The organism is Shewanella eurypsychrophilus, from assembly GCF_007004545.3.
In the GTDB taxonomy this organism is placed as follows: Bacteria; Pseudomonadota; Gammaproteobacteria; order Enterobacterales; family Shewanellaceae; genus Shewanella; species Shewanella eurypsychrophilus.
The window spans coordinates 3,256,675-3,278,818 of record NZ_CP045503.2; the positions used below are offsets into that span (position 1 = coordinate 3,256,675).

The following is a 22,144-nucleotide window of genomic DNA, read 5'->3' on the forward strand; positions in this document are numbered from 1 at the left end:
AGTAATGAGCATGAAACGCATTGCCATCGTCGAAGATGAAGTCGCCATTCGCGAAAACTATAAAGAAGTATTGCAACAGCAAGGTTATAGCGTGCAAGCCTATGCGAATCGCCCTATGGCAATGCAAGCCTTTTCAACCCGTCTACCTGACTTAGCCATTATTGATATAGGCCTCGGAGATGAAATTGACGGCGGATTTACCCTTTGCCAATCATTAAGAGCCATGTCGAGTAACTTGCCCATTATTTTTTTAACTGCCAGAGACAGTGATTTTGATACCGTTTGTGGGCTCAGGTTAGGTGCGGATGATTACTTGAGTAAAGATGTTAGCTTCCCTCACCTTATCGCAAGATTAGCTGCCTTGTTTCGTCGTTCAGATCTTCAAGGCACTGAAAGCGACGAAGAGAGTTTATTAGAGAGAGATCAGCTGGTTATTGATGTTAATCGAATGCAAGTTTATTGGAGTAAAACCGCAATTGAACTAACAGTCACTGAATTCTGGATGGTTCATGCATTGGCTAAACGCCCCGGGCATGTACGAAATAGGCAGGAGTTAATGCAAGAGGCTAAAATTTTCGTTGATGACAGTACTATTACTTCTCATGTTAAGCGGATCCGGAAAAAGTTTCAGGCGTTAGATGCTAATTTTGATTGTATAGATACAGTCTATGGCATGGGATACCGCTGGGATCCTCAGGGCTAATAAAACCAAGAATACAACCTAGGTACCTGTGGGTTATCATTCGCTACAATCGACGAGTATTACATTTGTTAAACCACATATTAGAGGTCAAAGCTAAAAGCTCAATGTATGCTTTTCTTATTGCAAGTAAGGCTAGAAATAGCGCGCTAAATATTTGGCTAAAACTAAAAGTTAAGCTAAAGCACGTGACTCCCCCTATTTTAATCACTTTGATGAGCACACTCTTCAAGCACTTTTCAGGGCTTAAAGAACGGGTTTTAACATTCCACCCTCCAATCGGGCTAAGATCAAAAGTCGGTATCTTGTCACTATTTTTACTGTGTTTACCTTGGCTTGGGTATCAATATGTGTGGGAAATGGAAAAATATCTTAGATACGGTCAAGAAAAAACCCTCGAAGGAACCACACAAGCATTAGCAACAGCACTTCATGAACGCCCCAACCTTTTCGATATACAGGCAAGCTTTTTAACACAAGTCGAGCAAGGGCGAGATCTCTATGCTTACCAGTTAGCTGGTCCAATTCAATTAGATGGTAAACTGAATGACTGGGCCCTTTACCGCCATCGCAGTATTAATTACGGTCACGGCCATCAGATCTTCAAACATGATGTACAAGCACCGTTAAATATCAGCTTTAATCATATGGTAGGTAAATACGGTGGATATCTGTATGCATTTTTTGAAGTCACCGATCCTAGCGTCATCTATCGTGGCAGCAACAGCTTAAAAATCGACGTCAATGATCATCTGGCTATTGCGACTCTAGCGCCCGATGGAAAATTCAAACGCTATATCATAGCCACTCAAAAAGATGGCTGGGTCAGCTCCTATGAGCTCCCTGCAGATCCTCAAAAGAGAATGCCTGTTACACCTGAATTAAAAATCCAGGGTAAATGGCTCAAAACAGAGACAGGCTACAATGTCGAGATTAGACTGCCCTTAGAGATGGTAGGCAGTAAACTAGGCTTCGCTATCTATGATGTTAACGATAAGAAGACTCGTCGCCTCGATGCCATTGTTGGTACATCTGCTATCGATGATGTTGAAAATTTAGGCACGGTTCTGGTTCCTTCCCCAGAAATCGAAAGTATCATCAAAGGGATGAGTCATAACAGCTCAAGGATCTGGGTGGTTGATAAACATGGTAGGGTATTAGCCAAATCCGGAGATATCCGCACCAGTAACAGTGTATGGACACGTACAGTCCAAGATAAACCCGATGATTCATTTTGGGCACGCTTTAAACGTGATTATTTACATCGATTTTACTACAAAATTTTAACCACTCCACCTAAAGACTTTATTGACTCGTTACAAGATTCTACGGTACTAGAAGGCAGTCATATTAAAAATGCATTGTCCGGTAAACAAGGCTCAACCTGGCGCCTCACTCCCGATAATAAAGCGGTGATACTTGCAGCTGCTAGCCCTATTTGGATTGATGATAAAGTGATGGGCGTCGTGATTGCCGAAGAGACAACTCACGGGATCCGCACATTACGTAATAAAGCATTAGAGAAACTCTTTAATGTCATACTCACCATCATGAGTATGGGAACATTGTCCCTGTTCTTCTTTGCGTCCAGTATCTCTAGCCGGATCAGAAAGTTAAGAGACGAAGCTGAGGAGGCTATCGATAGCCAAGGACGAATTCGTAAGACGATTTTAGGTTCAGAAGTCCGCGATGAAATCGGCGATCTGTCTCGTAGTTTTTCAAGCATTGTCAGTCGCTTAGGGCAATACACACATTACCTAGAAAATATGTCATCACGTTTATCCCATGAACTCAGAACCCCTGTTGCAGTGGTGAGATCTTCACTCGAGCATTTAAGCCTGCAACACTTAGACCCTGACACGCGTAAATACGTTGATCGCGCCGAAGAAGGTGTTAGCCGACTCAATATGATCCTGAACAATATGAGTGAAGCCACACGATTAGAAGAGAGCCTCTCTAATGCTGAGAACGATATTTTCCCGCTATCTAAGGTCATTTCCGGCTGTATGCAAGGCTATCAGCTCACCTACCCTGAAAAACAGTTTGTGGTCTCCATTACCGATGAGCCGTTAACAATGACTGGCGTGCCTGAATATATCGCGCAACTGATGGATAAATTGATTGCCAATGCAATGGAGTTTAGTAATGAAGGTACGCCAATTACTGTCACGCTAGAGATGAAACATAGACAAGCTGAATTAGTGGTCTCCAACTTCGGCCCGATACTTCCTGATAAAATGGCTGAGCAGATATTCGAATCCATGGTCTCAGTGCGTCAACAAAAAGCACAAGATAAACCGCACTTAGGTCTAGGACTTTATATTGCACGTCTTATTACAGACTTTCATGAGGGGACGATTAAAGCACGTAACCTCACCGTCGAAAATAAACCTTCTAGCCAAGAATTAGCGCTATCTGGAGTGGAAATAATCGTGTCACTCCCCTATATCAAAGACAAATAAATACGATAGAACAGCAATAGTTATCTTATAAAATAGATAGTAGTAAACTGAACTGACACTTTTTTTTAGCCATTTAGATGTTAAGATGGCTAAACGTTTTATCAGCAACTTGCTTGTGGATGTGTGCCTTATGAAAAATGAAACTAAAATCATTACTGTTGGACGAGATAAGAAGTGGACCAAAGGCGTGATTAACCCGCCAGTATTTCGTGCATCGACCATGGTATTTGACACCATGGAAGAGATGCGGTTCGCCACTAAAAATCGCGCTAAAGGCGAGATGTTTTACGGTAGACGTGGCGGTCCAACTCACTTTGCTTTTCAAGCGGCTATAGCAGAACTAGAAGGTGGCTTCGGTACCGCACTTTATCCATCAGGTTCAGCCGCCATCAGTGGTGCACTTCTATCATTTTTAAAAGCTGGCGACCATTTACTCATGGTAGACAATGCTTATGAGCCAACCAGAGATCTGTGTAATAAGTTACTCGCAGGTTTTGGCATTGAAACCACCTATTACGACCCTATGATTGGTGAAGGCATAGCAGAGCTAATCAAACCCAATACTAAAGTGTTGTTTCTAGAGTCCCCAGGCTCAGTAACCATGGAAATTCAAGATGTACCCACCTTGAGTAAAATTGCCCATCAGCATGACATGATAGTGATGTTAGATAATACCTGGGCATCCCCAATAAACTCTCGTCCTTTTGATATGGGTGTAGACATTTCGATTCAGGCTGCCACTAAATATATTGTTGGCCACTCTGATGTCATGATGGGCACGGCGACTTCAAATGAAGCACATTGGGATCAACTCAGAGAAAATAGCTATCTTATGGGTCAATGTACCTCTCCTGATGACGTCTATCTAGCCAACCGAGGTCTCAGAACCCTTGGTATTCGTATGCAACAGCATGAGCAAAATGCGCTTAAAGTTGCTAACTGGCTGCAAACCCGTCCGGAAGTTGATCACCTAAGGCATCCAGCCTTCGAATCATGTCCAGGTCATGAATTTTTCAAACGAGATTTTAGTGCTTCAAATGGCTTATTTTCATTTGTCCTTAAGCAAGGAGATCTCAAATCTGTCACCGCATTAGTTGAAAATATGCAGTACTTTAAAATGGGCTTTTCATGGGGCGGATTTGAAAGTCTTATTTTAGGTGTATTTGGAATCGACAAATTGCGAACAGCAACCCAATGGGATAGCAGTAAGCCACTGATAAGATTGCATGTTGGCTTAGAAAACCCAGATGATCTGATTGCCGATCTTGAGGCTGGATTTGAGCGTTTCAATGCCGAATTAAAACGCTAACAGCGTTTCTATTAAAGCCGCCTAACCAGCGGTTTTTTTATCCTTAATCAAATCCATTTCCTAAGTAATTTCAGTAAAAAGTCACTCACCCTCTTGCCAACGAAATGGCTCTCCCATTTCAATCACGTTACCGTTATCAATCACTAAACTATCGTTATCAGAACAAAAATACACTTGTGATATGCCCTTACTTAATGCTCGCAGTTCTTGTTCGATAATTGCAGGCGTTTGCGTATAAGAAACATGGGGAACAAAGTGAAACGGCACCGCAGATAAACCGGATAGCACCTGTAAGCCCACTCTGTTTATATCACCACATAAACTTGCCGTCTCGACAGACGGAGTCATTATCATAGCGCCCGCACTGACACCAATCAGTGCGCCACCCTCTGTCACATATTGACGAAGGACAGGAAGTAACCCACGATACCTAAGCCACTTGAGGAAACGATAAGTATCACCTCCGGATAAATGAATCACATCGCAAGCTAATAACTGCTTTAGGCTGGCTTCATTGAAACCGTCTTCCAACTCTAAGTAGCAATTGAGCCTACCACCTAACCTACTGTACATTTGCTGAGTAGAGACATAGTAACCTCTGCCTGGGTCTGGCTGTGAGGCGATATGGCCAATGTGCTTCAAGCATGATCCCAGTGAATCCACCACATATTTTATCGCAGCAACTCCATTATCAGTATTGGGATCACTGACGAATGCCAACATCATAGCTAGTTCCTTATTTTTATGGGGTGTAGACTAGTCATCTAATGCTAATACCAATCGGTATAATGCCTCAATAGCCTGACTGCATTCTTCTATTAAAAACCTGCTTATGCATAAATAGCATCACACTAGTTTATAAGAGCGTATACTTTTCAAGCAAAAGCAGCATAATTTCTCATTATTATCCTTAGAGTGTTTTTTGTTTGTCATGTTTGTTGTTAACATAATGGATCATCTTGTCTATTTTTAAATTTTTATGTTTGGGGTTTTTTAAGTCATGTCCAACTGGTTTTTTCCGATTATCTCCCTTCCCCTCGTCAGCTTGCTGTTTACCACTACAAGCTATGCAAATTCAGATTTTCAAGGGATCAGCGATACGTTTAAATCGCAATTTCATAGCCAATTGAAAAAAAATAACGTCCCTGGTGGTGCATTTGTCATTGTTGAAAATGACCAGATCCTCAAAATGGGCGCATTCGGTAAACGTAAAAAAGGCGGTAGTTTAAATGTAAACACTGATACGGTATTTCGCTTAGCGTCAGTATCTAAGACCTTTGCAGGTTCATTATCCACCATGCTGGTTCATGAAAATAAATTTTCCTGGGATGAACCATTACAAAAATACATGCCTGAATTTAGCCTTGCCGATCCTAAAGCCAGCAGGGAAATTAACTTAGGCCACCTAATCGGCCAAAGCACAGGGCTTATGCCGAACAGTTACGATAATATCCTCAATGCCAACGGCAAGCTGAAAAAAATCATTCCTAAATTTTCAAAGCTAACGTTAATGTGCTCTCCAGGCAGTTGTTATAGCTACCAAAATATTGCTTTTTCATTTATGCAGCCAGTGATAGAGCAACAAACTGGAAAAAGTTATTCAAACCTTGTTGAACAAAGAATTTTCCAACCTTTACATATGGATACAGCATCTATTGGCATGGATGACTTTTTAGCCACTAAAAACCGAGCTAGTCCGCATATAAAGACCCGTTCAGGCTTTAAAAAAGTGAAGGTAAAGCCTAATTACTACCAAGTAGAACCCGCCGCTGGTGTCAATGCCAGTATCAAAGATCTCTCCAAATGGCTGATTGCCAATTTAGGCAATAACCCTGAGGTGCTCAGTCCTCAATTACTGGCAGAAATTAAGACTCCAGGGGTACGAACAAGCAAAGAGCTTCGCCGACGTGAGTGGAAAAGATACTTAGACGATGCTCATTATGGTAAAGGGTGGAGAGTCTATAATTTTGAAGGTGAGGAGCTGGTTTATCATGCTGGCTGGGTTGCTGGTTATGTTGCAGAAGTTGCTTATTCACCACGCCTCAATATTGGTATGGCCATGTTACTCAACGGCGAATCCCGAGTGATGGCCAAGTTAGGCGCCAATTTTTGGCATAATGTGATTAAACAGCAGGCTAAACTCTCAAAGGAAAAAGCCAGTCAAGTTGCCGCTCGTTAATGATGTAAACGACCCCTTGAGCTGCTTTGCATCACAGCAGCTCAAGTATTATCTAATGCATACTTTAGACAGGGTTGTTAATATCCACGAAGATGTGTTCAATATCAAACTCTCTCGCTAGATGCTCTCCTAACGCTTGAATACCATACCTTTCGGTTGCATGGTGTCCAGCTGCAAAGTAATGAATACCTAACTCAATAGCACTGTGGTAAGTCCTTTCAGACACTTCACCACTAATAAAAGCATCTACACCTAAGTCTGCTGCATGATCGATGTAATCCTGAGCACCACCTGTACACCAGGCGATACGTTGAATTTCAGCGCTATCATCACCAATATGCAACGGCTCTCGATTAAGTACTTTTGCCAAGTGAGTGGAGAAATCTTGCGCCGTCATTGGCGTATCAAGGCGACCTTGCCAGATTAATCCCTGTGCCACTCCTTCAACGGCCTCCGCATCTGAGATATCCAATTTACGTCCAAGCTCGGCATTGTTGCCAAGCATAGGATGTGCATCTAGGGGCAAATGGTAACCAAACAAATTAATATCATGAGTTAACAAGGCTTTAATTCTTCGCTGTTTCATTCCAGTGATAACTTCAGCTTCACCTTTCCAAAAAAAACCATGATGGACTAATAACGCATCAGCATTAAGCTCGATCGCTTTAGCTATTAGAGCTTGGCTAGCGGATACACCGGTAACAATTTTCTTTATCTCAGCGCGACCCTCTACTTGCAAACCATTCGGCGCATAATCTTTAAATTGAGAAACTTGCAAAAACTTGGAGAGGTATCGACCTAGCTCAGTACGTGTCATTGAGACGCCCTTTAAAAAATGAACCACAAGTGTAACGCATGCACAGGTTTGGTTCCAAGACCTCGTTACCTTGTTAATATGGATCACACGATATCCTTTAATTAACTTGATAAAAATCAAGTTAATTAAAGGATATCTAGAAAACAGCTGCAAAAAACAGCAAAAACATACCTATTTCAGCTAAAATTGGACTTTTTAGTCATTTAACCTATAAAATTACTTCAAACCTTCAAGTAAACATTAAAAAATAAATAGGTTATTACTATGTCAAAACTGACCAAAGAAGAGGTTATCAGCGCCTTAGAGTCTGCCCTTGCATCAAAGCAAGGTTCGGCTGTAACGATTGAACAGAAAGGAAGCTGGTACAAAATCGATGGCGGTAAGTCATTACGCTTTAGCGAATTAGAATCAATGCTTGCCGAATTAAACGGCGGCACAGCTTCTGCTGAAGTGACTAAACCAAAAACTCAGCCTGCTGCAAAAATAGCAAAACCGAAAGCTGAAGTTAAAAAAGTTCCAGCGAAGAAAGCGTCAACTAAAGCAGTTAAAACGGCTAATTCTCAAGGTGGTAAAACACCAAAAGAATTATGGCGTGAGAAGCTTGCAGGAAAAGGTCAGTTACCTCGCGGTTTCTAATCTTTTACTGAAAGTGGGCTAAAACAATAAGGGGCCGATGGCTCCTTGTTATTTTAATATGTCAGTAAACATAAGTTACATTGCGATATCAACTCTCACACTTCCCTGAAGATATACGACTCTAACCTCATCACCAGGGTTAAATATCATTCCAGGATCAAGATCCTGAATGATCATGACTTGCTCACCACCTTCTTGTGTGACCATGAGTTCGACCAGTCTAAGCTCTTGATAATAGGAGCTATCCCCGTATCGATTACCGACACCAGCTCCAATTAATGCCCCCAGTACAGTTGCAACATCTTGACCGCTCCCGCCGCCAAACTGATGGCCTATGACTCCACCAAGCAAAGCGCCACCAAAAGTCTTCCAGCCAGTATTTCTATCTTCGACGAGCTGTTTTTCAGTAATATTTCTGACCGAAGTCACACTAGCATAAATCACTTTTTCTACCGGAACAGCTTGGTTCCTTTCGTAAGCTGCTGAAACATGAAATGAAGCAGCTAAAGCAATAGATAAACTAAGTAACAAAGCAAAACTAGGTTTCAACATGATCAAATTTCCGCTAAATTGTAATAAGGTCCCATAAGGATAATTTTACCCAATTGTGAACTCTCTGTCCTATTTAAATCATCAACTCGAGCAGTTTCCAGAGCCTGAGCTAGCACTCACCGACCCTAACGGTCTTCTGGCTATCGGCGGAGACTTACAACCCGAGCGCTTGCTTAACGCATACTACGAGGGGATATTCCCCTGGTTTAATCTCGATGATCCTATCTTGTGGTGGTCACCCGATCCTAGAGCGGTATTTGTACCTGGAAGCATGAAGGTCAGTCGAAGTTTAAATAAGTTTTTAAAGAAGCAAACTTGGACCTATACCGTCAATCAGGCTTTTGATGATGTTATCAAGGGCTGCGCTCAACCACGGGCCTCTCAAGATGGCACCTGGATCACCACTGAAATCCAGCAAGCCTATCAAGCACTGCATCATCTAGGGAAGGCTCACTCGGTTGAAGTATGGGACAAAGATCAGCTTATTGGAGGCCTCTATGGCTTAGCTATTGGTCAGGTGTTTTGTGGTGAGTCTATGTTTCACTGCCAAACTAACGCCTCTAAAGCTGCGATGTTAGCGCTGCACCAACATATGCTAAGATCAGGCTTTAAACTTATTGATGCCCAAGTGGTGAACCCTCACCTAGCATCTTTGGGTGCGATTGCATTAAAAAGAAAAGATTTTATCAATTTACTCAAACGTTTCCGCCAAGGCGAAGTATCAGAAGAAACCTGGTTACCACAAGAGGTTCACCTTGAGCTCTAAATCACAGCAAGTCTCAGTCGGGATCACCAAGAGCTTTCCCTGTAGCTATCTTGACAATCAACTGGAGCAGCTTTTAGTGCTTCAAGAAGAGAGTGTCGATCTGGCATTATTCGAACAACTGCTTGCATTAGGCTTTAGACGCAGTGGTGGCACCATTTATAAACCTCAATGTCCGCACTGTAGTGCATGTCTGCCAATCAGGATCCCAACGGATGAGTTCACACCATCGAGAAGACAAAAGAGAACACTTAGGAATAACCGTGATTTAATATGGAAAATTGTCGACAAACAAGCTGAATATCACTATGCCTTGTATGAAATCTACATCAACCAACGACATAATGATGGACCTATGTATCCTGCTTCAAGAGAGCAATACCAACATTTTATCGGCTCGGCTTGGCTCGATCCCATTTTTATTGAACTTTGGAGCGACAAAAAGCTCGTTGGCGTCGCAGTGACTGATATTTTGCCAAACAGCCTCTCAGCCATCTATACTTTTTTTGCGCCCGACGAACACAAACGCTCTTTAGGATCGTTATCGATTTTAATCCAATGCCGATTAGCTAAATTAATGGGCAAAGGCTTTGTGTATCTTGGCTACCAAATTGATGAATCCAGGAAGATGAACTATAAAAGAGACTATACTCCATATCAAATTTTGACTGGTAATGGCTGGCTGCAAATGCCTGATGACACGTAATTTAATTATTATATTGTGCTAATATCACTTTAAAGGAGTATTTATGACCGATAAGTTAACCTGTTCTTTACAGCACGGTGAATTTGCGGCATGATACGCCCGTTTTTAATATTTGAAGGCTAACAGGATAACTGATTAATGGCGAAAGAAGACAACATTGAGATGCAAGGCACGATCCTTGAAACCTTGCCGAACACAATGTTTCGTGTAGAGCTAGAAAACGGTCACGTCGTGATTGCACATATCTCAGGTAAAATGCGTAAAAACTACATCCGTATTTTAACAGGCGATAAAGTGACAGTTCAGCTGACCCCTTACGATTTGAGCAAAGGTCGCATCGTCTTCCGTTCACGCTAAGTTAGCTTAGAACAAAATTTCAAAAACCGGCAGAGCCGGTTTTTTTAGTTAATCGTATTAAAAAAGGCTGCAGATGCAGCCTTTTTTTATTGTTGGAAAAAAGGTTAACTGGTGACCTTTTCCAAGCTTTGCGTCGTGATCACTATATCTCCATCCACACTATCAACATTGACTTCACCGCCCTTCTCTAAGTCACCAAATAGAATTTGGTCCGCTAGAGGACGTTTGATCAACTCAGTCACCACTCTGGCCATAGGTCTTGCACCCATTGTCTTATCGTAGCCTTTCTCAGCCAATAGCGTACGTGCTTCATCACTAACATGCATAGTGACACCTTTATCATCGAGCTGCGCCTGGAGCTCTACGAGGAACTTATCGACAACCTTAGCGATCACTGTCATATCAAGATGATTAAACCAAATAATTTCATCTAAGCGATTTCGGAACTCAGGTGAGAAAATCTTATTAATTTCAGATAAGGCATCTAAGCTGTGATCTTGCTGTTTAAAACCTATAGATTTACGTACCGTCTCCTGAACACCAGCATTAGTGGTCATAACAAGTGTCACATGTCTAAAGTCTGCTTTTCTGCCGTTATTATCTGTCAACGTACCGTGATCCATCACCTGAAGTAGCAAGTTATAGACATCCGGATGCGCTTTCTCTATTTCATCGAGTAACACGACACAATGAGGATTTTTGATCACCGCATCGGTAAGCAAGCCACCTTGATCGTAGCCAACATAGCCCGGAGGCGCACCGATCAAGCGTGAAACAGTGTGACTTTCCATGTACTCTGACATATCGAACCGAGCCAGATTGAGCCCGAGACATTTAGCCAATTGACTGGTCACCTCAGTTTTCCCTACGCCAGTAGGACCCGCAAATAAGAAACTGCCTACAGGCTTCTCTTCACCAGTAAGACCACTACGAGACAAACGAATCGCAGAGCTTAGGCTCTCAATCGCATTGTCCTGACCAAACACGACCATCTTAAGGTTACGGTCAAGGTTTTTCAGCATATCCTTATCAGTTGCTGATACCGACTTCTCAGGTATTCTGGCAATTTTAGCGATTATTGACTCAATCTCAGTTTGACCAATTGTCTTTTTACGCTTACTCGCTGGCTGCATTGCCATACGAGCACCCGCTTCATCGATAACATCAATGGCCTTATCAGGCAGGTGTCGATCGTTAATATGTTTATCTGACAATTTAGCCGCAACACTCAAAGCCGCAAGGGTATAGCGGACACCGTGATGTTCTTCATACTTTGACTTTAAACCTCGAAGGATTTTGGTCGTTTCGGCAACAGATGGTTCATCGACATCTATTTTTTGAAAACGGCGAGCCAAAGCGCGATCCTTTTCGAAAATACTCTGATATTCCTGAAAAGTCGTTGAACCCATACACCTAAGCTTACCGCCTGAAAGCAGTGGTTTGAGCAGATTCGAAGCATCCATCACCCCCCCAGATGCAGCGCCTGCTCCTATAATTGTGTGGATTTCATCAATAAACAGTATGGCTTTCTCATCCATTTCTAGCTCTTTAAGAAGACTTTTAAAACGTTTTTCGAAATCGCCACGATACTTTGTACCTGCAAGTAATGCCCCAAGATCCAGTGAGTAAACGGTCACATCATTCATCACATCAGGTACTTCATCATTGACAATTCTGTACGCCAAACCTTCTGCAATAGCCGTTTTACCAACACCGGCCTCGCCCACGAGCAGTGGATTATTTTTTCTGCGACGACATAAGATTTGAATTGAACGTTCAATCTCTTCACTTCGTCCGATTAACGGATCAATATTGCCTAGTCGCGCTTGTTCATTTAGATTCGCCGCAAATTGCGATAGCTTACTTTTCTCTTCTTCGACCTCGGTGTGATCTTCAATTCGCTCCTGGCTTGACTCAGAATCGCTTTCGTTTTTTGATACGCCATGAGAAATAAAATTAACCACATCGAGTCGAGTGACTTCGGCATTTCTTAATAGATAGACGGCCTGAGACTCTTGTTCACTAAAAATAGCCACGAGCACATTTGCGCCGGTAACTTCATTCCTACCCGAAGATTGCACGTGAAAAACGGCCCGTTGGAGCACTCTTTGAAAACCTAAAGTGGGTTGAGTTTCCCTTTCATCCTCGGGATCAGCAATAATAGGTGTGGTTTGCTGAATAAAGCTGGCAACTTCTTCCCTTAATTTATTTAGATTTGAGCCACATGCTAGCAATGCTTCTTGAGCTGCAGGATTATCAATCAAGGCAAGCAATAGGTGTTCGACCGTCATGTATTCATGACGTGCATCTCTGGCTTGTTGAAATGCCAGGTTTAAGGTGACTTCGAGATCTTTGTTGAGCATAAGCACCCCCTAAAAAATACAACTTCAAAAAACCTGATTTAGGCTTTCTCTAATGAACACAGTAACGGATGTTCGTTTTGTCTTGCAAATTGATTTACTTGTGCAACTTTAGTTTCTGCTATTCCAAAAGGAAAAATACCGCATATTCCCTTACCTTTATGGTGAATAGCCAACATAATATCAGTGGCTTCTTGTTCATTTTTCTTAAAAAAGAGTTGTAGGATCTCAATCACAAAATCCATCGGTGTGTAGTCATCGTTATTGAGTATGACCTTATACATTGAAGGTGGCATTAACTCTGACTCAACACGTTCTTCAACGTGCTCAATATTTCCTACTTTACCCATGTTTCAATATTAGCCTCTTGTTATGGCTTGTACCAATCGATAACAGAAATTGATGTCACTAAGTTTAACATCTCACACCTGACACACTAATTGATACAACTCTTTTGCCGAATTGTTGACTTTATGTTAAATTGCGCTTGACATACAATCAAAGTGCTTTCATTCTGTTCAGCAAGCGGTGAATTCCCCCGCTCATTAAGTTTTACTATCTTACTGGTAAGTAAACAACAGAAGGAAGTGGAAGTATGGCAAACGGAACTGTTAAATGGTTCAACAACGCCAAAGGATTCGGGTTTATTTGCCCAGATGCTGGCGGTGAAGATGTTTTTGCACACTATTCTACCATTGAAATGGAAGGCTATCGAACTCTAAAAGCAGGCCAACCGGTTCAATTCGAAGTAGAAGCAGGTCCAAAAGGGATGCACGCGTCGGCAATTTCACCAACGAATTAATTGATTGGTGCGATCAAAAAAGGCAGGGATTCCCTGCCTTTTTTATTTCTGCTTTATTTTTAAACTCACCTAAGGTATTGGTACTTTAGGCTAATTTAAAATCAATTAAGCAAATAACGCATTCATTGTCGCGCTTGGACGCATCTCAGCAGAAGCCTTAGCCGCATCTAAACGATAATAGCCACCGAGATCAGCCGCATGACCTTGAGCAGAATTAAGCTCATCAACAATCTTAGTTTCATTACTTGTCAGTGCTTCAGCTAAATCAGCAAAGCTTTCCTTAAGTTCAGCATCTTGAGTCTGACTCGCAACAGCTTGAGCCCAGTACATCGCCAAGTAAAAATGGCTGCCACGGTTATCGAGTTGACCAACACGGCGAGACGGCGACTTATTTTGATCTAAGAACTGCCCAATTGCAGAGTCCAGCGTATCCGCTAAAACCTGTGCTTTCGCGTTGTTAGTGGTTTGGCTTAAATGCTCAAGAGAAGCAGCTAACGCTAAGAATTCACCCAGTGAGTCCCAACGCAAGTGGCCTTCTTTCTCAACCTGTTGAACGTGCTTAGGCGCACTTCCGCCTGCACCCGTCTCGAACAGTCCGCCACCATTCATCAGTGGCACAATAGACAGCATTTTAGCACTGGTACCAAGCTCAAGAATTGGGAATAAATCGGTTAAATAGTCACGTAATACGTTACCTGTTACCGAGATAGTGTTTAGACCATCCTTAGTACGCTTCAGCGTAAAACGAGTAGCTTCGATTGGGGACAAGATACGAATATCTAAACCGTTCGTATCGTGCTCTGGAAGGTACTGATTCACTTTCTTAATAATTTCAGCATCATGGGCACGTTTCTCATCTAACCAAAATACAGCTGGTGTATCAGACAAACGAGAACGATTTACTGCAAGCTTAACCCAGTCACGGATAGGCGCGTCTTTAACCTGACACATCCTCCAGATATCACCCGCTTCAACATCATGTGAAAGCAATACAGTACCGCTTGAGTCAATCACCTTAACAGTACCGGCAGATGAAATTTCAAATGTCTTGTCATGACTGCCGTACTCTTCGGCTTTTTGCGCCATCAAACCAACATTAGGCACACTGCCCATCGTTGTCGGGTCAAAAGCACCATGTTCTTTACAGAAACTAATCGTTTCCTGGTACACGCCTGCATAACAACGATCTGGGATCATTGCCTTAGTATCTTTAGGCTGACCATCTGGCCCCCACATCATGCCAGATGTTCGAATTGCAGCAGGCATTGAGGCATCGATAATCACATCACTAGGCACATGGAGGTTGGTGATACCTTTATCTGAATCAACCATAGCAAGTTCAGGACGAGTCAAATAAATAGCCGCGACATCGGCTTCAACTTCAGCTTTTTGTGACTCTGGAAGCGTCGCTATTTTAGCATAGACATCACCAAGACCATTGTTGACATCGACACCCAGCTGCTCAAACAGTTCTGAATGCTTAGCGAATAAGTCTTTGTAAAAAACCTTAACTGCATGACCAAAAAGAATGGGATCAGAAACTTTCATCATGGTGGCTTTAAGGTGTAGAGACAATAATACATCTTGCTCTTTAGCACCTTGAATCTCACGCTCAAAAAACTCAAGCAGAGATTGTTTGCTCAACACAGCAGCGTCAATCACTTCACCGGATTTTAATGGCAAAGATGATTTAAGCACTTGCTCGTCACCACCTTTGGTTGTTAGTACGATACTCACTTGAGATTCATTAGCTAAGGTGACAGATTGCTCACTGGCATAGAAGTCGCCTTCACTCATATGCGCAACATGAGTCTTAGAATCCTTAGCCCAAGCGCCCATTGAATGAGGGTGCTTCTGTGCGTATTTTTTTACAGAGCCTGGTGCGCGGCGATCTGAATTACCTTCCCGTAGAACAGGGTTTACGGCACTACCTTTTATCTTATCGAAACGCACTTTGATATCTTCTTCAACGGCATTAGCCGGCTCATCAGGATATGATGGAATGTCATATCCTTTTTGTTGAAGCTCTAAGATACACGCTTTAAGCTGCGGAACCGAAGCACTGATATTGGGTAGTTTAATAATATTTGCTTCAGGCTTGCCGGCTAAAATACCTAACTCTGCGAGTGCATCAGAGATCTTCTGCTCTGCGGTTAGATTTTCTGGAAAAACGGCAATAATTCGACCTGATAATGAAATATCACGTGTTTCAACATTGATGCCAGCGGCTTTAGTAAACGTCTGAATAATTGGCAACAGAGATAACGTGGCTAATGCTGGTGCTTCATCTGTTTCAGTATAAATAATTGTTGATGAGTTGTCGGTCATTTTCCGTCCTACATTATTGTAATAATAAAGAATTTAAGTTACTTATAATTTTTATACTGCTTTTTATTTAACTGCAGTTTTTTATACATACTTATTTAACCTGCCACTAAATAAACCTGACAGATTGAATCATTACTAGGTGGGTAGAGAGTAATTATGGAGAAACTTGAAACTGGGGTATCCCCATTCAGTCACAAGACTCTAAGCCTTTTTTAACACTTAACCACCAGCGTTGAACTTCTCAAAACTTAACGACATCTTGATGCAGATCTCATTTTAATGGCGGACATCATAAAACATTCTCGCCAATATTCAAATTCCACTAAGGGCGAATGCCAAGTACAATGTCAGAATTAAGTCATACTATGCCAGAAGATAGCCAGAGTGAGTGATAATATTTCTAGTCCAAAACAGTCAAAAAAAAACGCTTCAAAGCGCACAACAGAGAAACCCTCTGTACGTGGAGTCACTGTGATTAAAAACAAAATGAACAAACCGAAATTTAACCACAGCAAAAACAATAAACCCACACGTGCTAAACCAGCGGTGACCGACCCTGTCATCGTCCTGTTTAACAAGCCTTTCGACGTCTTATGTCAATTTACCGATGAGCAAGGTCGTACAACATTAAAAGACTATATTAACGTCAAAGATGTGTATGCTGCGGGCCGATTAGACAGAGACAGCGAAGGCCTATTGCTGCTGACGAATGACGGTAAATTACAGTCTAAAATCACAGAGCCCAAAAAGAAGACCTTTAAAACTTACTGGGTACAAGTTGAAGGTGCCCCGAGTGAAGATGAACTACAGGCGCTACGAGATGGCGTTGCACTTAAAGATGGCATGACACTCCCGGCAAAAGTCTCTGTTATCTCAGAGCCTCAGGTATGGGATCGCGAGCCACCCATTCGTGAACGTAAAAATATTCCCACAACTTGGCTCGAAATACAGATCTGTGAAGGTCGCAACAGGCAGGTTAGACGTATGACCGCTCACATCGGTTTTCCAACCTTAAGATTAATTCGTTATAAAATAGGTCAGTGGAGTCTCGATGATATAGACAGTGGCCAATATCGCATTTTAGATATGAAAATTAAAAACTAACTGATTCATTCGCTCACTTTTCCAAGGTACTGTCCATGACCGAACGCTATAAACCCAACGTAACGGTAGTTTGTATCATAGAGTCTCAAGGTAAGTTTCTTATTGTGGAAGAGCTAATTGATGGTGAAGAACGATTTAACCAACCTGCTGGTCACCTGGAATTGGGAGAAAGTATGGTTGCTGCCTGTCAGCGTGAAGTGCTCGAAGAAACGGGTCTTTCGATAACGCCACAAGGTTTAACTGGGATCTATCAATTTTCAGCCAGCGACACACTCACATTCTTAAGATTCACTTTTTATGTGACTGTTAAACATTGTGAAATAGCCCGTCCCAAAGATCCGGTTATCAAAGCGACTCATTGGCTCAGTTATGATGAAATCTCAGCCCTGTCTAACCAGCTAAGAAGCCCTTTAGTCCTCTCTTGTTTAGAAGATTTTCTCAACAAAACTCACTATCCGCTAGAACTGCTTAATAGTGAACACCTCATGTTAGCCCCAAAGCATAATGCATGATAGAATATGCCCCCGAAAAAGTGACTTATTTTGTATATGACTGCAAGTCGGTTAACTGGAATTAAACTTAGTACCGCCTTATAACTTATATTTAATAAAATCAACTAAATGAAACACATTCAACGGTTTTAGGATCTATGGCATCAATCGAACCCACTGCTATTACTAACAAAAAAGTCATTGTCGGCATGTCCGGCGGTGTTGACTCATCCGTTTCGGCTTACCTGTTGCAAAAGCAAGGTTATCAAGTCGAAGGTCTTTTCATGAAAAACTGGGAAGAAGATGACACCGACGAATATTGTGCTGCAGCAACAGATCTTAAAGATGCTCAAGCTGTCTGTGACAAATTAGGAATCAAACTTCATACCGTCAATTTTGCCGCTGAATATTGGGACAACGTATTCGAGTACTTTTTAGCTGAATATAAGGCTGGCAGAACTCCCAACCCAGATATCATCTGTAATAAAGAAATTAAATTCAAAGCTTTCCTAGAATTTGCTGATGAGATCTTAGATGCTGATTATATCGCTATGGGCCATTATGTGCGTCGTAGCGATGCAACAGGTCAAAGCAAGATGCTGCGTGGTGTCGACGGCAATAAAGACCAGAGCTACTTTCTTTACACATTGAGCCATGAACAAATTGCACGCTCTTTGTTTCCTGTCGGTGAACTTGAAAAAAGTGAAGTGAGAGAGATAGCCAAAGAGATGGGCTTAATTACCCATGATAAGAAAGATAGCACAGGGATCTGCTTTATCGGCGAGCGTAAGTTTACCGACTTTCTGAGTACTTTCTTACCAGCACAGCCAGGTAATATAGAGACATCTGAAGGTGAAGTCATTGGTACTCATCAAGGTCTGATGTACCACACGCTTGGCCAGCGTAAAGGGCTTGGCATCGGGGGCATGAAAAATAGTAATGACGATCCGTGGTACGTCGTCGACAAAGAGATGGACAGAAATGTATTAGTTGTCGGTCAAGGCGGTACACATCCGCGTCTTATGTCGATCGGGTTCTACGCGGACCAACTCCATTGGGTCGATAGAAAAGGTCCCAGTGATGATGTTAGGCTCACAGTAAAAACACGATACCGCCAACAAGATGTAAAATGTACTCTGATCTATGAAGGCGAAAATAGAATCAAGGTGCTATTTGATGAGCCCGTTGCCGCTGTCACCCCGGGGCAATCTGCTGTTTTTTATGATGCTGAAACCTGTTTAGGTGGCGGCATTATCGATTCACTAATCCGAGAATAAATTGTGAACGAGCAACTCTTTGAGCGCACAATGGCATTTGCAGGCATTTTGCAAGCTATCGCGCAGGTACAACATATTGCCAGACATGGAAGCTCTGATACCGATAGTCTGGCAGCCAGTCTCAACACGATACTGGTAACAAATCCAGATTCAACCTCTGAAGTCTATGCCGATAAAGTCGCGCTGAATAAGGGCTATCAGCTTATCGTGAATCAACTTGGCGATGGTAAAGAAAAAGATGTTGAGACCACTCGATACCTAATTGGCATACTTGCCCTCGAGCGTAAATTATCTCGGGGAAATGCCATGGGGATCTTAGCTGAGCGAATCAATCAAGTTCATCGCCAATTACACCATTTTGCTATTACTGATGAACAAGTCATAGCCAATTTTGCCGGTATATACGGCGATATAATCAGTACATTAGGACCCAAGATTCAAGTATCTGGTAATCCTGAGTTTCTGAAACAATCTCAAGTTCAACAAAAAATTCGTGCCTTACTCCTCGCTGCTATGCGCAGCGCAGTATTATGGCGCCAATTAGGAGGCAAGCGTAGACACCTTGTCTTCGCCAGAAAAACAATAGTTGATACCGCTAATAAAAGCCTCACCCTATAATAAGACAAGTTCATTAAGGAGCTTCTAATGGAACTTTCCGCACTAACTGCTATCTCTCCCGTAGACGGTCGTTATGGTAGTAAAACCGCCTCATTAAGAGGGATTTTCAGCGAGTACGGCCTGACCAAGTACCGTGTTCAAGTCGAAATAAACTGGTTAAAGCTGCTTTCTAGCTGCCCAGAAATTGTTGAAGTTCCACCGTTCAGCGAGACGGCATTAGCCCTTCTGGACCAAATTAAAGATGATTTTAGTGAAAAAGATGCACTTCGAGTCAAAGCGATTGAAGCAACCACTAATCATGATGTGAAAGCGGTTGAGTACTTCATCAAAGAACAGATCGCGAGTAATGCAGAACTTGTTGCCATCGATGAGTTCGTGCATTTTGCCTGTACTTCAGAAGATATCAACAACCTGTCACATGGTCTAATGCTTAGTGAAGCCCGTGATCAAGTATTAACACCGTACTGTGAGAAGATCATTACAGCTATTAAGAAGCTGGCTACTGACAATCGCTCTGTACCGTTAATGTCGCGTACTCATGGTCAACCAGCCTCACCTTCAACTTTAGGTAAAGAGATGGCTAACGTTGTCGTTCGCTTAGAACGCCAGCTTAAGCAGATCAATGCTGTTGAAATCATGGGTAAGCTCAACGGTGCTGTTGGTAACTACAACGCGCACCTTTCTGCTTACCCAGAAGTTGATTGGCATACGCTTTCAGAACGTTTTGTGACCAGCCTTGGGCTTAACTGGAACCCGTACACCACTCAAATTGAACCTCACGATTACATCGCAGAGCTGTTTGATGCTGTGGCACGTTTCAACACCATTTTGATCGATTTCGATCGTGATATCTGGGGCTATGTTGCACTCGGTCATTTCAAGCAGAGAACCATAGCGGGTGAAATTGGTTCTTCAACCATGCCACATAAAGTTAACCCTATCGATTTCGAAAACTCGGAAGGTAACTTAGGTATTGCTAACGCATTGATGCAGCATTTAGCCGCTAAACTGCCCGTTTCTAGATGGCAACGCGATCTTACTGACTCAACAGTCCTGCGTAACTTAGGTGTGGGTATCGCTCATGCATTAATTGCATACCAATCTACCCTAAAAGGGATCAGCAAGCTTGAGGTTAACGAAACACAGCTTCGTGCTGAGCTTGATAAGAACTGGGAAGTATTGGCTGAGCCTGTACAAACGGTTATGCGCCGTTACGGTATCGAGAAGCCCTATGAGAAGCTTAAAGAGCTTACTCGTGGTAAGCGTATCGATGGCGAGCAGCTTGCCGTTTTCATCGACGGTCTTGAATTGCCCGAAAGTGTTAAAATCGAGCTTAAAAAAATGACACCAGCCAACTATATTGGCCGTGCAGAAACGTTTGTTGACGAGCTAAAGTAGCGCTTTAATCGTCTATAAGACAAATTACACCAAAGGCGGTAAGCTTACACTTACCGCCTTTTTTATGACCTAAATAATAAGTAGCTATGTATACACTCAATCTAAATACCAACGAATTTTTAGCCAAGCATTGGCAGCAAACACCAGTTGTCATTAAAAATGCATTTACCAACTTCGTTGATCCTATCAGCGCGGATGAACTCGCAGGGCTCGCCTGTGAAGAAGAGGTCTCTTCTCGTATCATCATTACTAAAGAAAAAGACTGGGATATCATCCAAGGACCAATCCATAGTTATGATGCATATGGCGAGGATAACTGGCAGCTATTAGTCCAGGCCGTCAATCATTGGTTTGAAGATTCTGTACCTTTAGTTGAGGCTTTCAGATTTATTCCTGACTGGCGATTTGATGACTTGATGGTGTCTTTCGCCACTCCAGGTGGTGGTGTGGGTCCACATATAGATAACTACGATGTGTTCTTACTGCAAGGCGAAGGAACAAGACGCTGGAAAGTGGGTGATAAAGGCAACTATGCGCCACGCGGTGGTGATACTCATACTGCACTTATTGATGACTTTGAACCTATCATTGATGTCATTTTAGAGAAAGGCGATATGCTTTATATCCCACCTGGCTACCCTCATCGCGGCGAAACCATCACTACAGCCCTCAGTTACTCGATTGGCTTTAGATCACCGAGTCAGCAAGAACTAATGAGCAGTCTTGCCGATCATCTACTCGATACCAATACTGGCACTAAACGCTTTATCTCACATAATGAACCCGAGATAGCTGCATGTCTTTCAAAGGAGCATCAAGTCGGCCTTGTCGAGCTTATTTCATCCTTGATTAAGCAGCCGAAACACTACCAACAGATGCTGGGTCAAATGTTAAGTCAAAGCCGCTTCGAACTCGATCTCTGCGAGCCAGAACAAAGCCTCAGTCTAGAAGATCTTAAGCAGGCCATTGAAGAAGGGGCTGAAATCGCGCGTATTGGCGGCTTAAAAATCATCATGCTTGAAGAAGATAGTGAATCACGACTGTTCGTTAATGGAGAGGTCTTTGACATCGATGCCGATGAACAAGATTTAGCACATATCGCTTCACAGTTCACCTTATCTCAAGACACTGTCACCACTTGCATAAACCATCATGCCTTAGGTGAATTAGTGCTCAAGTTCCTTAACAAGGGCTATTACTATTTAGCTTAATCAATGCTTAAAATAGGAATACCAATTGGTATAAGATCAAAAATGGCACCCAAGGTGCCATTTTAATTTCCTCT

The 22,144-nt window shown here is 42.4% G+C and carries 21 protein-coding genes; 15 read left to right on the plus strand and 6 right to left on the minus strand.

All coding sequences use genetic code 11. The features are described 5' to 3' along the window. The first annotated feature begins 10 nt into the window (after nt 1-10). From pdsR to FM038_RS13770, 3 genes are all read left to right on the plus strand, one after another. Nucleotides 11-703: a proteobacterial dedicated sortase system response regulator gene (gene pdsR, locus FM038_RS13760; protein ID WP_142871116.1), complete on the plus strand. Its 693-nt coding sequence runs from the start codon at nt 11-13 to the stop codon at nt 701-703. A gap of 212 nt (nt 704-915) precedes the next feature. Further along, nucleotides 916-3,162 (plus strand): proteobacterial dedicated sortase system histidine kinase, encoded by a 2,247-nt coding sequence (gene pdsS / locus FM038_RS13765; protein ID WP_142871117.1) that lies wholly within the window; start codon nt 916-918, stop codon nt 3,160-3,162. A 130-nt stretch (nt 3,163-3,292) separates the two neighbouring features. After that, nucleotides 3,293-4,471 (plus strand): cystathionine beta-lyase, encoded by a 1,179-nt coding sequence (locus FM038_RS13770; protein ID WP_195873037.1) that lies wholly within the window; start codon nt 3,293-3,295, stop codon nt 4,469-4,471. Between the two features lie 81 nt (nt 4,472-4,552). Here the strand turns inward: FM038_RS13770 and FM038_RS13775 are convergent, their stop codons facing one another. Further along, nucleotides 4,553-5,197, minus strand: a complete 645-nt coding sequence (locus tag FM038_RS13775) for a Type 1 glutamine amidotransferase-like domain-containing protein (protein WP_142871065.1) — start codon at nt 5,195-5,197, stop codon at nt 4,553-4,555. Nucleotides 5,198-5,471: 274 nt separating this feature from the next. On the opposite strand from FM038_RS13775, the gene FM038_RS13780 reads away from it, so the two are divergent. Further along, nucleotides 5,472-6,650, plus strand: coding sequence for a serine hydrolase domain-containing protein (locus tag FM038_RS13780; protein ID WP_195873038.1), 1,179 nt, complete (start codon nt 5,472-5,474; stop codon nt 6,648-6,650). A 64-nt stretch (nt 6,651-6,714) separates the two neighbouring features. Here the strand turns inward: FM038_RS13780 and FM038_RS13785 are convergent, their stop codons facing one another. Next, the gene (locus tag FM038_RS13785; protein ID WP_142871067.1) at nt 6,715-7,467 is read right to left on the minus strand and encodes a Nif3-like dinuclear metal center hexameric protein; all 753 of its coding nucleotides are present in this window, start codon (nt 7,465-7,467) and stop codon (nt 6,715-6,717) included. A gap of 264 nt (nt 7,468-7,731) precedes the next feature. Here FM038_RS13785 and FM038_RS13790 point away from each other — a divergent pair, with 264 nt between their 5' ends. Next, nucleotides 7,732-8,103 (plus strand): hypothetical protein, encoded by a 372-nt coding sequence (locus tag FM038_RS13790; RefSeq protein WP_142871068.1) that lies wholly within the window; start codon nt 7,732-7,734, stop codon nt 8,101-8,103. A gap of 75 nt (nt 8,104-8,178) precedes the next feature. Here the strand turns inward: FM038_RS13790 and FM038_RS13795 are convergent, their stop codons facing one another. Then, entirely contained in the window at nt 8,179-8,655 is a 477-nt protein-coding gene (locus FM038_RS13795; protein WP_142871069.1) for an outer membrane lipoprotein, read from the minus strand. 55 nt (nt 8,656-8,710) lie between these two features. Here FM038_RS13795 and aat point away from each other — a divergent pair, with 55 nt between their 5' ends. The 3 genes from aat (at nt 8,711) to infA (ending at nt 10,481) form a co-directional block, all read left to right on the plus strand. Beyond that, nucleotides 8,711-9,421, plus strand: a complete 711-nt coding sequence (aat, locus tag FM038_RS13800) for a leucyl/phenylalanyl-tRNA--protein transferase (protein WP_142871070.1) — start codon at nt 8,711-8,713, stop codon at nt 9,419-9,421. Continuing rightward, nucleotides 9,411-10,124, plus strand: coding sequence for an arginyltransferase (locus FM038_RS13805; protein ID WP_142871071.1), 714 nt, complete (start codon nt 9,411-9,413; stop codon nt 10,122-10,124). Before aat ends, FM038_RS13805 begins: the two co-directional genes overlap by 11 nt. Nucleotides 10,125-10,262: 138 nt before the next feature. Further along, a complete protein-coding gene (infA, locus tag FM038_RS13810) occupies nt 10,263-10,481 on the plus strand; it encodes a translation initiation factor IF-1 (protein WP_011865366.1) in 219 nt (72 codons plus the stop codon). Nucleotides 10,482-10,585: 104 nt separating this feature from the next. Here infA and clpA read toward each other — a convergent pair whose 3' ends face one another. Together clpA and clpS are read right to left on the minus strand one after the other, a co-directional pair. Further along, nucleotides 10,586-12,844 (minus strand): ATP-dependent Clp protease ATP-binding subunit ClpA, encoded by a 2,259-nt coding sequence (gene clpA, locus FM038_RS13815; protein WP_195873039.1) that lies wholly within the window; start codon nt 12,842-12,844, stop codon nt 10,586-10,588. 38 nt (nt 12,845-12,882) lie between these two features. Beyond that, the gene (clpS, locus tag FM038_RS13820) at nt 12,883-13,191 is read right to left on the minus strand and encodes an ATP-dependent Clp protease adapter ClpS (RefSeq protein ID WP_142871072.1); all 309 of its coding nucleotides are present in this window, start codon (nt 13,189-13,191) and stop codon (nt 12,883-12,885) included. Between the two features lie 245 nt (nt 13,192-13,436). Here clpS and cspD point away from each other — a divergent pair, with 245 nt between their 5' ends. Beyond that, complete coding sequence (gene cspD, locus FM038_RS13825) at nt 13,437-13,643, plus strand: cold shock domain-containing protein CspD (RefSeq protein WP_076413583.1); 207 nt, start codon at nt 13,437-13,439, stop codon at nt 13,641-13,643. 105 nt (nt 13,644-13,748) lie between these two features. Here the strand turns inward: cspD and FM038_RS13830 are convergent, their stop codons facing one another. After that, nucleotides 13,749-15,971 (minus strand): NADP-dependent isocitrate dehydrogenase, encoded by a 2,223-nt coding sequence (locus tag FM038_RS13830; protein WP_142871073.1) that lies wholly within the window; start codon nt 15,969-15,971, stop codon nt 13,749-13,751. 486 nt (nt 15,972-16,457) lie between these two features. On the opposite strand from FM038_RS13830, the gene FM038_RS13835 reads away from it, so the two are divergent. From FM038_RS13835 to FM038_RS13860, 6 genes are all read left to right on the plus strand, one after another. After that, nucleotides 16,458-17,075: an rRNA large subunit pseudouridine synthase E gene (locus FM038_RS13835; RefSeq protein WP_142871118.1), complete on the plus strand. Its 618-nt coding sequence runs from the start codon at nt 16,458-16,460 to the stop codon at nt 17,073-17,075. Nucleotides 17,076-17,110: 35 nt separating this feature from the next. Further along, nucleotides 17,111-17,587 carry an NUDIX hydrolase gene (locus FM038_RS13840; protein ID WP_142871074.1) on the plus strand — a complete coding sequence of 159 codons (477 nt, stop codon included), beginning with the start codon at nt 17,111-17,113 and terminating at the stop codon, nt 17,585-17,587. A 137-nt stretch (nt 17,588-17,724) separates the two neighbouring features. Beyond that, nucleotides 17,725-18,843, plus strand: a complete 1,119-nt coding sequence (mnmA, locus tag FM038_RS13845; protein WP_142871075.1) for a tRNA 2-thiouridine(34) synthase MnmA — start codon at nt 17,725-17,727, stop codon at nt 18,841-18,843. A 3-nt stretch (nt 18,844-18,846) separates the two neighbouring features. Beyond that, entirely contained in the window at nt 18,847-19,461 is a 615-nt protein-coding gene (gene hflD, locus FM038_RS13850) for a high frequency lysogenization protein HflD (protein ID WP_142871076.1), read from the plus strand. Between the two features lie 27 nt (nt 19,462-19,488). Continuing rightward, nucleotides 19,489-20,859 carry an adenylosuccinate lyase gene (gene purB, locus FM038_RS13855; RefSeq protein ID WP_142871077.1) on the plus strand — a complete coding sequence of 457 codons (1,371 nt, stop codon included), beginning with the start codon at nt 19,489-19,491 and terminating at the stop codon, nt 20,857-20,859. An 86-nt stretch (nt 20,860-20,945) separates the two neighbouring features. Further along, the gene (locus tag FM038_RS13860) at nt 20,946-22,070 is read left to right on the plus strand and encodes a ribosomal protein uL16 3-hydroxylase (RefSeq protein ID WP_142871078.1); all 1,125 of its coding nucleotides are present in this window, start codon (nt 20,946-20,948) and stop codon (nt 22,068-22,070) included. Nucleotides 22,071-22,144 lie beyond the last annotated feature (74 nt).

Bases quoted from the DNA above. Each gene is read 5' to 3' on its own strand.
- pdsR (WP_142871116.1), top strand. From the start codon at position 11: ATGAAACGCATTGCCATCGTCGAAGATGAAGTCGCCATTCGCGAAAAC.
- pdsS (WP_142871117.1), top strand. From the start codon at position 916: ATGAGCACACTCTTCAAGCACTTTTCAGGGCTTAAAGAACGGGTTTTA.
- FM038_RS13770 (WP_195873037.1), top strand. From the start codon at position 3,293: ATGAAAAATGAAACTAAAATCATTACTGTTGGACGAGATAAGAAGTGG.
- FM038_RS13775 (WP_142871065.1), bottom strand. From the start codon at position 5,197: ATGATGTTGGCATTCGTCAGTGATCCCAATACTGATAATGGAGTTGCT.
- FM038_RS13780 (WP_195873038.1), top strand. From the start codon at position 5,472: ATGTCCAACTGGTTTTTTCCGATTATCTCCCTTCCCCTCGTCAGCTTG.
- FM038_RS13785 (WP_142871067.1), bottom strand. From the start codon at position 7,467: ATGACACGTACTGAGCTAGGTCGATACCTCTCCAAGTTTTTGCAAGTT.
- FM038_RS13790 (WP_142871068.1), top strand. From the start codon at position 7,732: ATGTCAAAACTGACCAAAGAAGAGGTTATCAGCGCCTTAGAGTCTGCC.
- FM038_RS13795 (WP_142871069.1), bottom strand. From the start codon at position 8,655: ATGTTGAAACCTAGTTTTGCTTTGTTACTTAGTTTATCTATTGCTTTA.
- infA (WP_011865366.1), top strand. From the start codon at position 10,263: ATGGCGAAAGAAGACAACATTGAGATGCAAGGCACGATCCTTGAAACC.
- clpA (WP_195873039.1), bottom strand. From the start codon at position 12,844: ATGCTCAACAAAGATCTCGAAGTCACCTTAAACCTGGCATTTCAACAA.
- clpS (WP_142871072.1), bottom strand. From the start codon at position 13,191: ATGGGTAAAGTAGGAAATATTGAGCACGTTGAAGAACGTGTTGAGTCA.
- cspD (WP_076413583.1), top strand. From the start codon at position 13,437: ATGGCAAACGGAACTGTTAAATGGTTCAACAACGCCAAAGGATTCGGG.
- FM038_RS13830 (WP_142871073.1), bottom strand. From the start codon at position 15,971: ATGACCGACAACTCATCAACAATTATTTATACTGAAACAGATGAAGCA.
- FM038_RS13835 (WP_142871118.1), top strand. From the start codon at position 16,458: ATGAACAAACCGAAATTTAACCACAGCAAAAACAATAAACCCACACGT.
- FM038_RS13840 (WP_142871074.1), top strand. From the start codon at position 17,111: ATGACCGAACGCTATAAACCCAACGTAACGGTAGTTTGTATCATAGAG.
- mnmA (WP_142871075.1), top strand. From the start codon at position 17,725: ATGGCATCAATCGAACCCACTGCTATTACTAACAAAAAAGTCATTGTC.
- purB (WP_142871077.1), top strand. From the start codon at position 19,489: ATGGAACTTTCCGCACTAACTGCTATCTCTCCCGTAGACGGTCGTTAT.
- FM038_RS13860 (WP_142871078.1), top strand. From the start codon at position 20,946: ATGTATACACTCAATCTAAATACCAACGAATTTTTAGCCAAGCATTGG.